We start from the raw sequence: 11,404 nt of genomic DNA, 5'->3' as shown, positions 1-11,404 counted from the left end.
CAAAAAGCAACCGGCGCACGCGCCCGAGTTGCCGCTCCCCCTGTCCTCGGTACCTGAGAGATTCATCCGCTGCGCCCGCAGCGGACTTGCTCCTTCGGTGCATCGCGTGGTGCGATGGCTCTCCAGACGGCTCTGACAGTTGGTGCAGTACAGGCCCGTTGTTGCGAGCCGACCTGAGCGTTCATGGGAGTTTGCGCCTTCGGTGGGGCCGCCTTCGCGGCCCGCTCTCCTGCATTGAAGCGGATTGTAAGGGACGCGAGGCCGGATGCGTCACTCCAGCCCGGCCGACTGCGCCGCCGCACCCTGGCCGGCGCCACGTGCGATCTCGACGGCAGTGAGCCCGCGATCGTCACGCAGGTCGGCACGCGCGCCGCGCTTCAGCAGCAAGCGCACCGCATCGGCATGGCCCTGGCCGGCAGCCCACATGAGCAGTGTCAGCTTGTGCTCGTAGGTGGCGTTGACGTCGATGCCCGATGCCAGCAGCGCATCGAGTGCGGCTGCGTGGCCCTGCCCGGCGGCATACACGGCCGCGGGCTTGTGCATGCGGTCCACCGCCTCCGCCCGTGCACCTGAGGCAAGCAGCCGCTTCACCAGTTCCGCGTTGCCGCTGTAGCTCGCGGCCATCAGCGGCGTGACCTGTTCGATCGACGCGAGGTTGACGTCGGCCTTCGCCTCGATCAGCGCGAGTCCCATGTCGGTGTCCCCCTTCTCGCAGGCAATGACGAGGGGGGTCTTGCCGAAGCGGTTGCGCGAATCGATCACGGCCCCTTGGGCGAGCAACTGCTTCGCGCGTTCGACCTCGCCCTGCCGGGCGGCCACGAGGAGTTGCGCGTTGAGGCTGGGGTGGGTTTCGGCCTGCGCACCCGCATCAATCGGCAAGGTCGCGAGCGCGGCCGCGAGCGCGCCGGCCAGCAGCGTGTGGATGGACAACAAGGCGGGTCGCGTCATGGCTCGGTCTCCCATCGGCGAATGCTGCAGTGCACCCTAAGAATTCACTATTCAGTGGAACTCAAAGGGACTACGCTTGCAAGCGAGGCAAGGGGTCCGGAACCGAACCCGAGAGTGAACGAGACCCATGAGCGTGCATCCACCGTCGCGCTCCAGTGCCTTGCGAAGCCGGACTCCGGCTCGCCGCGGTGGCAAAAAGAGGCACAACAAGGCCGCAGGAGACCCGCGATGTCCAAGAGAACTCTCTTCCACTGGAGCCGTGCGTTCATTGCAGGCCCGGCCCTCGGCCTTTTGGCCTCCGCCGCCCTCGGGCAGGCCGAGGTTGCGGGCCAGGCCGCGGCGACGGGCACGCCTGTGCCCAAGGCCATTTCGGTCTCGCAGAAGCAGCTCGACGCCGCAGACAAGGACGGCGCCAACTTCCTGCACTCGAACATGAGCTACGCGCAGACGCGCTTCTACCCGGCCGCCCTGATCAACACCGGCAATGTCGCGAGGCTGCGACCGGCCTTCAATTTCCAGACCGAGGTGCTCGAATCCATGGAGACCGCGCCGATCGTCGTCGACGGCGTGATGTACATCACCACGTCCTACAACCATGTGTACGCGCTCGATGCGGTCACGGGCAAGGAGTTCTGGCACTACAAGCACAAGATGGGACCCGTCACCACCTTCTGCTGCGGACCCAACAACCGCGGCGTCGCGGTCATGGGGGACCGGCTGTACATGGGCACCCTCGACGCGAAGCTGCTCGCATTCGACGCGAAGACCGGCAAGGTGCTGTGGTCCACGCAGATCGGCGACCCCGAGCTCGGCTATTCCGAGACGATGGCGCCGGTGGCCGTCGACGGCAAGATCCTGATCGGCACCAACGGCGGCGAATACGGCATCCGCGGCTTCGTGAAGGCCTTCGACGCGAACGACGGCAAGCTGCTCTGGACCTTCGACACCGTCCCGGAGAAAGGCCACGAGGGCGTGTGGGCGGTGACCGATGCGACGCAGCGCGACCTGCACCGCAACATCGAGGCGGAGAAGGCGCAGCTTGCCAAGGGCAGCGACTTCTACAAGACGCTCGGCGGCGGCGTGTGGATGGCGCCGGCGGTCGACAGGGAAAGCAACACGGCATTTTTCGTGGTGGGGAACCCGAGCCCCGATCTCTACGGCGCCGAGCGCCCCGGCGACAACCTCTACACCGACTCGATGGTGGCCGTCGACCTGAACACGGGTGCCTACAAGTGGCACTTCCAGTACGTGCCGCACGATGTATGGGATCTCGATGCGGTCTCGCCTGTCATCCTGACCGAGGCGATGGGCAAGGACGGGAAGATGCGCAAGGTCGCGATCCACGGCGGCAAGACCGGTCACGTCTACGTGCACGACCGCGCCACCGGCGAGTTGATCCGCTTCAGCGAAGCCATGGTGCCGCAAGAGAACATGTGGGTCCTCCCGACGAAGGACGGCGCGCGCATGCTGCCGGGCGCCAATGGCGGCGTCGAGTGGAGCCCCATGGCGATCAACCCGAAGCTGCGCCTGGCCTACGCCGCGAACCTGCACCAGCCGATGACCTATCACGTCGAGGAATCCAAGTACCCCGGCGGCAAGCTCTGGCTCGGCGGCGCGTTCAAGGTCATCCCGGCCGAGAAGCAATGGGGCCGGCTGGCGGCCGTGAACCTCGACACCGGCAAGCTCGCGTGGAAGTTCGACACGGACGAGCCGCTGATCGGCGGCGTGCTGGCCACCGGCGGCGACCTAGTCTTCAACGGCGAAGGCAACGGCCTGTTCCGCGCCTTCGATGCCAAGACCGGCAAGAAGCTTTGGGAATACCAGTGCGGCGCCGGCGTGAATGCGCCGCCGGTGTCCTATGTCGTGGGCGGCAAGCAGTACGTGGCGGTCGCGGCCGGCGGCAATACGCAGATCGATTTCAAGCGCGGCAACTCCGTGATGGTGTTCGCACTGCCCTGAACGAGGGGCACCGGCCTTGGAACACACCGACAGGGCATACCGGGCCGGAGGGATCGCCGCCTTGCTCGCAACGCTGATGGCGTTCGCGGGCAGCGCTGCGCTCGCGCAGGGCGCGGCCGCGGTCCCGCCCAAGGCCGCTGCCTGCGCGGCCTGCCATGGCGCGGACGGCCAGCCGATCCTGCCCGTCTATCCGATCATCGCAGGCCAGACTTCGCGCTACCTGTACCTGCAACTGCGCGACTTCCAGGAAGGGCGCCGCACCAACGAGCTGATGACGCCGCTGGTCGCCGGCATGACGCGCGACGAGATGCGCGCGCTCGCCGACTACTTCGCGAGCCAGAAGCCGCCGCGGCAGCGCTTCGTGCCGGATGCGGAGAAGGCGAAGCTGGGCAAGGCCAAGTCCGAAGAGACGCTGTGCACCATGTGCCACCTCGGCGGATTCGCGGGCCAGAACGAGATCCCGCGCGTGGCCGGGCAGAACCACGACTACGTCGTCAAGCAGCTCACCGATTTCAAGTCCAGGACGCGGACCAACGACGCGGGCACCATGACCAGCGTCGCCAACACATTGAGCGCGCAGGACATCGAAAACCTCGCGCACTACCTCGCGGGCCTCTGACGTCCGCACGCCAGATGGCCCCATGAACACCCGGGCAAGGTCGGCCGACCGCCGGTGCCTGGCGAAATTTTCTTGCGTCGATCTTCTGCTCCGTCCGACTTGCAGCCGGCGGACGCGGGCCAAGATGAAGTCGGCTGCGTGGGCAGCCGTCTACAACAAGAAGCAGAAGATGATGTCGAGCTCGTTCTCGCGGCTGTGGGTGTTCTGCCTGGCGGCGGCGCTGGCCGCCTGTGATTCGCCAAAGTCGAATCTGGAGCCTTCGGCACTCGACCGCGCAGCCCGCCAAACCACCAGCCTGAGCGCGGAAGCATCGCTGCTGACGCAGCAGATCGCCCAAGGCAAGGTGAACGACGGCTTCATCTGGGTCCACGAGCGCGCGTTGCAGGACGACGCCCAGAAGACCTGGGCCAGTCTCCATAAACCCGCGGCGGAAGAGTTACGCGCGCGCCAGGAGCGCCTGCTCGGCATTCTGGCCCGGCTGCAGACGGCCCTGGACGGCGTGGCGCCGGCGAGAGCCGACCCCGCGAAACTGCAGGCGCTCCATGCGCTCTTCGACCAGCTGCGCCAACAGGCGCGGGCAGCGCAGGAGGAACGATGAGCCAGCTGCTCGAGCTCGCGCTGGGCGTCATGACGGCCTTGGGCGGCTTCGTCGACATCGGCGAGCTGGTGTTCGCCATGGGCGCCGGCGCCCGTTTCGGCTATGCGCTGCTGTGGGTGGTGGTCGTCGGCACCGTCGGCATCGCGCTGTTCGGCGAGATGTCGGGCCGCATCGCCGCGGTGCTCAAGAAACCCGCCTTCGAGATCGTGCGGGAGCGCTTCGGATTTGCCAGAGGCCTGGGCATTCTGATCGCGTCGAATCTCGTCAACCTGCTGACGTGCGCCGCGGAGATCGGCGGGATGGCCGTGATCCTTCAGTTGCTGTTCGGTTCCGACTACCGGCTGATGCTGCTGGCTGCCGCGGGGCTGCTCCTCGTTACGGTGTTCGTCCTGCCCTTCCGCTGGATCGAGCGCCTCTTTGGGCTGCTCGGCCTCACCCTGCTCGTGTACGCGGTGGCTGCGGTCCAGCTTCGGCCGAACTGGAACGATGTCGCACGCGGACTCGTTCCGCACCTGCCGGGCCAGGAGTCCCCCGGCCTCGCCGTGTATGCCTACTACGCGAGCGGCCTCCTCAGTTCCATCCTCATGCCCTATGAGATCTACTTCTATTCTTCCGGCGGCATCGAGGACAAATGGACACCGAAGGACCTGACGGTCAACAAGGTCACCGCCGGCGTCGGGTTCGCCTTCGGCGGGCTCCTGACGATGGCCTTGATCGTGGTGGGCGCGATCCTCTTCCTGCCGCAGGGCATCGACCCGCAACGGCTCAGTTCGAGCGTCTTCGGCGCCACCGTGCCGCTGGGCCGGATCGGTTTCGTGCTGGCGCTGGCGGGCATCTTCTTCGCGGTCGGCGGGGCGGCGGTCGAAACTGCACTCGCAGCGGCCTACAACATCACGCAGTTCTTCGGATGGCCCTGGGGCAAGGCCAAGAAGCCGCGCGAGGTGCCGATCTTCACCGTCTGCTGGATGGCCGCGATCGTCCTCGGAACAGCGGTCGCGGTCAGCGGTATCAATCCGGTCGATGTGGTGGAGTACTCGGTGATCTTCGCGGTGGTCGTGTTGCCGCTCACGTATTTCCCGATCCTGCAACTCGCCGGCGACAAAGGACGCATGGGCAAGCACGTCAACTCCCGGATCATCCACGGTCTCGGCTGGATCTACTTCGGACTGATCTGCGTGGTCGCAGTCGCCGCGGTTCCGCTTCTCATCGTCACAAGGATGGGACAGAACCAATGATCGCCGGCACCCGCGGCCGATGCGCAAGCCTGTCCCCGACGAAAACGAAAGACAGAAGACTGTCCCGGACTCTTTCGGTCGCCGTCCTACAGATCGATCCCCGCAGGCGCTTGCAGAGTGAGCTGGAGCCTGTGCGCCCACGCTGAGTCCCCTGGTCGCCTGAATGGCAGAGCAACGCTCGGCGGGAGACGCGCGCCCGGCGTTTTCAAGGAGGTGCCCGATGGCGACCAACGTCAGTGACCAGATGCTCGCACGCCTGCATGAATGGGGGGTACGGCGCGTCTTTGGCTACCCCGGTGACGGGATCAATGGACTCATGGGGGCGTTCGACCGGATGGGCGAACGCATGCGCTTCGTGCAGGCCCGGCACGAGGAGCTGGCCGCCTTCATGGCGTGTGCCCACGCGAAGTTCACCGGCGAAGTCGGCGTCTGCATGGCGACCTCCGGCCCCGGCGCCATTCATCTGCTGAACGGCTTGTACGACGCCAAGGCCGACCACCAGCCGGTGCTCGCCATCGTCGGGCAGGCGGCGCGTGCCGCCATGGGCGGCGACTACCAGCAGGAGGTCGACCTCGCCAGCCTCTTCAAGGACGTGGCCCACGAATACGTGCACACGGCCATGGTGCCCGCGCAGATCCGGCACCTGGTGGACCGCGCCATGCGCATCGCGCGCGACCAGCGCACGGTGACCTGCCTCATCGTGCCGCACGATGTGCAGGAGCTGGAGGCGGTGGAAAAGCCGCCCCGCGAGCACGGCACCGTGCACAGCGGCATCGGCATGACCGGCAAGCGCGTGCTGCCGCCGGAGGCCGACTTGCGCGCGGCCGCGGACGTGCTGAATGCCGGGCGCAAGGTGGCGATCCTCGCCGGGGCCGGCGCGCTGCATGCCACGGACGAACTGGTCGACATCGCCGAGCTGCTCGGTGCCGGCGTGGCGAAGGCCCTGCTGGGCAAGATGGCCGTCCCGGATGACCTGCCTTTCGTCACCGGCGCGATCGGACTCCTGGGAACGCAGCCCAGCTGGCACATGATGAGCGAGTGCGACACCTTGCTGATGGTGGGCTCGAGCTTCCCGTATTCGGAATTCCTTCCCAAGGAAGGGCAGGCGCGCGGCGTGCAGATCGACCTGGACGGCCGCAAGCTCGGCATGCGCTACCCCATGGAGATCAACCTCGTGGGCGACAGCCGACTGACGCTGCAGGCCCTCATTCCCTTGCTCGAACGCAAGGACGACCGCTCCTGGCAGGACGACATCGCAGGCAAGGTGCGCAAGTGGTGGGAGGTGTTGGAGACGCGCGCCATGAACGAGGCCCGGCCCATCAATCCGCAGCGGGTGTTCTGGGAGCTGTCGCCGCGTCTCCCCGGCGATTGCATCCTCACCTGCGACTCGGGCACCTCCGCTGCCTGGTATGCGCGTGACCTCAAGGTGCGCCGCGGCATGATGGGCTCGCTCTCCGGTGGCCTGGCGACCATGGGGCCGGCCGTGCCCTATGCCCTGGCGGCCAAGATGGCCTACCCCGAGCGGCCCGTGATCGCGCTCCTGGGGGACGGGGCCATGCAGATGCTGGGCATCAACGGTCTGGTCACCATCGCGCACCATTGGAAGGAATGGCCCGACCCGCGGCTCGTGGTGATGGTCCTGGACAACAGCGACCTGAACATGGTGACGTGGGAGCAGCGGGTGTCGGCCGGCGAGCGCAAGTTCGACGACTCGCAAGTCCTGCCCGAGTTCCCCTATGCGGACTACGCGCGCTCGCTCGGGCTGCATGGCGTGCGGGTGGACGATCCGGCGCGTGTCGGCCAGGCGTGGGACGAGGCGTTGCGCGCCGACCGGCCCGTGCTCCTACAGATGATCACCGACGCCAATGTCCCGCCGCTGCCGCCGCACGTCAGTGCCAAGCAGGCCAAGGACTTCGCCAAGGCATTGGTGCACGGCGACCCCGAAGCCACGGCCGTGGTCATCGCCACCGCCAAGGAATGGTGGGACGGCGTCTTCGCAGGCAAGGACCACCGCGGCTGAAGGAGGTGTGACATGCGCGCAGCCGCCGAGGCGCCGATCCGTGCGGTGCGAGGCACCGCATTCCGCATTCCCACCGAAGGGCCTGAATCGGACGGCACGCTGGCGTGGGACACGACGACGCTGGTGCTGGTGCGGGTGCAGGCCGGCGGCCATGAGGGCATCGGGTACAGCTACGCGGATCGGGCCGCGGCGGTGCTCGTGAACGACACATTGGCGCCGGAACTCGAGGGCCGCGACGGCTTGAAGACTGCGGCCCGCTGGGCGGACATGGTCGCCCGGGTGCGCAATCTGGGTCATCGCGGCATTGCGGCCATGGCCATTTCGGCGGTCGATGCCGCCTTGTGGGACCTGAAGGGCAAGCTGCTGCAGCTGCCGTTGATGCATTTGCTCGGCGGCGCGGCGCGCGATGCGATTCCCGTCTACGGCAGCGGCGGCTTCACCAGTTACGACGTCGCAGAGCTCGAATCCCAGCTCGCCGGCTGGGCGGAGCAGGGCATGACGCGCGTGAAGATGAAGGTCGGCCGCGAGCCGGCGCAGGACGCGGCCCGTGTCGCCGCGGCGCGCCACGCGGTGGGCGATCGCGTCGAGCTCTTCGTGGATGCAAACGGCGCCTACGGCCGCAAGCAGGCGCTGGCCATGGCCAACCGATTCGCGCAGCAGCATGTCGTCTGGTTCGAGGAGCCGGTGCCATCGGACGACGTCGCAGGCCTGCGCCTGCTGCGCGATCGCGGCCCGGCGGGCATGGACATCAGCGCGGGCGAATACGGCTGGGAGCTGCTGCATTTCCGCGGCCTGCTGGAAGCAGGCGCCGTCGACGTCCTGCAGGCCGACGCGACGCGCTGCGGCGGCCTCACCGGTTTCATGCGGGTGGCGGGGTTGGCGCAGGCCTTCGGGGTGCCGCTGTCCAGCCACTGCGCGCCGTCCTTGCATGTCGCGGCCTGCTGCTGCGCCGGCAACGCCGTGCACCTGGAGTGGTTCCATGACCATCAGCGCATCGAGCGCATGGTGTTCGACGGCGCACCGCAGCCGAAGGACGGAATGCTTGCCCCCGACCTCCAGCGGCCCGGGATCGGCCTGGCGTTCCGCGACGCTGATGCCGCGGAGTACGCGCTGTGACACCGAAGGGTGCCGCGCCCCGCGATCTCGATGCGGCGGCGCTGGAGGCCGAGCTTCGCCGCAGCGTGCGCGGCGAGGTGCGCTTCGACGCGGGCAGCCGGGCCCTGTATGCCACCGACGCGTCGAACTACCGGCAGATGCCCATCGGCGTGGTGATCCCGCGCGACACCGACGATGTCGTCGCGGCAGTGGCGGCCTGCCGTTCGCATGGCGCGCCGCTGCTGTCGCGCGGCGGCGGCACCAGCCTGTGCGGCCAATGCTGCAACGTCGCCATCGTGCTCGACTTCTCCAAGTACATGAACCGCGTGCTGGAGATCGATCCGGCGACGCGGACCGCGCGCGTGCAGCCCGGCGTGGTGCTGGACGACCTGCGCGAGCAAGCCGGCCGGCACGGGCTCACCTTCGCGCCGGACCCGGCCACGCACAGCCACAACACGCTGGGCGGCATGATCGGGAACAATTCCTGCGGCCCGCATTCCGTGATGGGCGGCGAGACCGTGCACAACGTGATCGCGCTGGATGTGCTGACCTACGACGGCTTGCGCATGACGCTCGGCGCCACCGACGAGGCCGCCATGCAGCGGCTGCTGCACGCATCGGACCGGCGCGCCGACATCGTGCGCCGCCTGCGCGAACTGGCGGATCGGCATGCCGATGCGATCCGCGCCAAATTCCCGCCGATCCCGCGCCGTGTCTCCGGCTACAACCTGCCGGCCCTGCTGCCGGAAAACGGCTTCGATCTCGCCAAGGCCCTCGTCGGAAGCGAAGGCACCTGCGTGGTCGTCCTCGAGGCGCGGCTGCGCCTGCTGCCCAACCCCACCTGCCGCACGCTGCTGGTCCTCGGCTATCCCTCCGTGTACGAGGCGGGCGACCATGTGCCCGAAGCGATGGAGGCCGGCCCGATCGCGCTGGAAGGCCTGGACGACCGGCTTGTCTCGGACATGAAGCAGGTGCACCTGCATCCCCACGACGTGGAGCTCCTCCCCGAAGGGGAGGGTTGGCTGCTGGTCGAGTTCGGTGCCGACGACAAGAAGGCCGCCGACGAGAAGGCGCAGCAGCTCATGCGCCGGCTGCGTGGCGCCGATGCCCCGCCGTCCATGAAGCTGATCGACGATCCGGAGGTCGAGCGCCACATCTGGCGCGTGCGCGAAGCGGGGCTGGGCGCGACCGCGCACGTCCCTGACCAGCCCATCACCTGGGAGGGCTGGGAAGATTCGTCCGTGCCGCCGGCGCGGCTGGGCGAGTACCTGCGCAAGCTGCGCGCGCTGTTCGACCGGTACGGCTATGGCTGTGATCTCTATGGCCACTTCGGCCAGGGCTGCGTCCACACCCGCATCGACTTCGACCTGGAGACCGCGCCCGGCATCGAGAAGTACCGGCGCTTCATCAACGACGCGGCGCACCTGGTGGTGGCCTGCGGCGGCTCCATCTCCGGCGAGCACGGCGATGGCCAGTCCAAGGCCGAACTGCTGCCCATCATGTTCGGCCCGGAGCTGGTGCAGGCGTTCGCCGACTTCAAGGCGATCTGGGACCCCCAAGGCAAGATGAACCCGGGCAAGGTGGTGCAGGCCTACGGCGCCGACGAGAACCTGCGCCTGGGCACCGCGTACCGGCCCACGCCGGTGGAGACGGTGCTGCACTTTGCCGCCGACAAGGGCGACTTCGCGCGCACCGTGTTGCGCTGCGTGGGCGTCGGCGAGTGCCGCAAGAAAGGCGGGACCATGTGCCCCAGCTACATGGCGACCGGCGAGGAGATGCATTCGACGCGCGGCCGGGCCCACTTGCTGTTCGAGATGCTGAACGGCGAGCGCGAGGACGGCGTGCTGAAGCAAGGCTGGAAAGAGCCCGCCGTCAAAGAGGCGCTGGACCTGTGCCTGTCGTGCAAGGCGTGCAGGCACGAGTGCCCGGTCAAGGTGGACATGGCCAGCTACAAGGCCGAGTTCCTGTCGCACTACTTCGAGCACCGGCGCCGGCCGCTTTCCGCGCACGCCTTCGGCTTCATCGACCGCTGGTCGCGCTGGGCCAGCCATGCGCCGGGCCTGGCCAATTTCTTCACCCAGACGGCGCCCTTCGACGCGATCGGCAAGCGCATCGCCGGCATCGCTCGCGAGCGGCGCATCCCGGCCTTCGCGCGGCAGACCTTTCGGCAAGGCTTCCGCGAGGAGGCCGCGGGCTCGGGCGATCGCGGGGTGCTGCTGTGGCCCGACACCTTCAACAACCACTTCCACCCGGGCGTCGCCCATGCGGCGGTGGAGGTGCTGCGGCATACGGGACAGGTCGTGCGCCTGCCTCCCGCAGGCCTGTGCTGCGGCCGGCCGCTGTATGAATTCGGGTTCCTGGATGCGGCCCGTGCGTACCTGCGGCGCATCGTGGACGCGCTCGGCGACGACCTGCGCGCCGGCACGCCCATCGTCGTGCTCGAGCCGGCATGCCTCTCGGTGTTCAAGGTGGAGCTGCCCATGATGCTGCCGCGAGACGAGCAGGCCCGCCGCCTGAGCATGCAGAGCGTGCTGCTCGCGGACTTCCTGGAGCAGCACGCGCCGGATGCGCCGTTCCGCGCGTTGGCGCAGCCGGCGCTGGTGCATGGGCATTGCCACCACACGTCGGTGCTCGGCTTCGAAGCGGAGCGCAAGCTGCTGGGCAAGCGCCTGGGCCTGGACGTCGAGGTGCCCGACAGCGGCTGCTGCGGCATGGCCGGCTCCTTCGGATTCGAAGCGCACAAGTACCCCGTCTCCATGGCGTGCGGCGAGCGCGTGCTGCTGCCGGCGGTGCGGCAGTCGGCACCGGAGACGCTGGTGGTGGCAGACGGCTACAGCTGCCGCGAACAGATCGTGCAGTCGACGGGCCGCCCGGTGCTGCACCTGGCCGAAGTGCTGCAGCGCGCGATCCCGGACAGGAAAGGAAACTGA

8 protein-coding genes and 2 riboswitches are annotated in these 11,404 nt (G+C 68.1%); of the genes, 7 read left to right on the top strand and 1 reads right to left on the bottom strand.

Annotated features, from left to right (window positions below; all coding sequences use genetic code 11):
• Positions 1 to 30: 30 nt before the first annotated feature.
• A riboswitch (glycine riboswitch) is annotated at positions 31 to 136 on the bottom strand.
• 4 nt (positions 137 to 140) lie between these two features.
• A riboswitch (glycine riboswitch) is annotated at positions 141 to 242 on the bottom strand.
• Between the two features lie 28 nt (positions 243 to 270).
• Positions 271 to 948 (bottom strand): ankyrin repeat domain-containing protein, encoded by a 678-nt coding sequence (locus tag J2739_RS11520; protein ID WP_309901647.1) that lies wholly within the window; start codon positions 946 to 948, stop codon positions 271 to 273.
• Positions 949 to 1,176: 228 nt separating this feature from the next.
• Here J2739_RS11520 and J2739_RS11515 point away from each other — a divergent pair, with 228 nt between their 5' ends.
• The 7 genes from J2739_RS11515 (at position 1,177) to J2739_RS11485 (ending at position 11,404) form a co-directional block, all read left to right on the top strand.
• Positions 1,177 to 2,907: a pyrroloquinoline quinone-dependent dehydrogenase gene (locus tag J2739_RS11515; RefSeq protein ID WP_309901645.1), complete on the top strand. Its 1,731-nt coding sequence runs from the start codon at positions 1,177 to 1,179 to the stop codon at positions 2,905 to 2,907.
• 61 nt (positions 2,908 to 2,968) lie between these two features.
• Positions 2,969 to 3,526 carry a c-type cytochrome gene (locus J2739_RS11510; RefSeq protein ID WP_309901643.1) on the top strand — a complete coding sequence of 186 codons (558 nt, stop codon included), beginning with the start codon at positions 2,969 to 2,971 and terminating at the stop codon, positions 3,524 to 3,526.
• Positions 3,527 to 3,548: 22 nt separating this feature from the next.
• The gene (locus J2739_RS11505) at positions 3,549 to 4,124 is read left to right on the top strand and encodes a hypothetical protein (RefSeq protein WP_309901641.1); all 576 of its coding nucleotides are present in this window, start codon (positions 3,549 to 3,551) and stop codon (positions 4,122 to 4,124) included.
• The gene (locus tag J2739_RS11500) at positions 4,121 to 5,359 is read left to right on the top strand and encodes an Nramp family divalent metal transporter (protein ID WP_309901639.1); all 1,239 of its coding nucleotides are present in this window, start codon (positions 4,121 to 4,123) and stop codon (positions 5,357 to 5,359) included. Before J2739_RS11505 ends, J2739_RS11500 begins: the two co-directional genes overlap by 4 nt.
• Positions 5,360 to 5,579: 220 nt before the next feature.
• Positions 5,580 to 7,379 carry a thiamine pyrophosphate-requiring protein gene (locus J2739_RS11495; RefSeq protein ID WP_309901637.1) on the top strand — a complete coding sequence of 600 codons (1,800 nt, stop codon included), beginning with the start codon at positions 5,580 to 5,582 and terminating at the stop codon, positions 7,377 to 7,379.
• Positions 7,380 to 7,391: 12 nt separating this feature from the next.
• Positions 7,392 to 8,495: an enolase C-terminal domain-like protein gene (locus J2739_RS11490; protein WP_309901635.1), complete on the top strand. Its 1,104-nt coding sequence runs from the start codon at positions 7,392 to 7,394 to the stop codon at positions 8,493 to 8,495.
• Entirely contained in the window at positions 8,492 to 11,404 is a 2,913-nt protein-coding gene (locus J2739_RS11485) for an FAD-binding and (Fe-S)-binding domain-containing protein (RefSeq protein ID WP_309901633.1), read from the top strand. Before J2739_RS11490 ends, J2739_RS11485 begins: the two co-directional genes overlap by 4 nt.

The sequence above is a fragment of the Variovorax soli genome, assembly GCF_031454625.1.
GTDB classification, from domain to species: domain Bacteria; phylum Pseudomonadota; class Gammaproteobacteria; order Burkholderiales; family Burkholderiaceae_C; genus Variovorax; species Variovorax soli_A.
The sequence above is the reverse complement of the archived record's forward strand: the minus strand, read 5'-3'. Positions and strand labels throughout refer to the sequence as shown.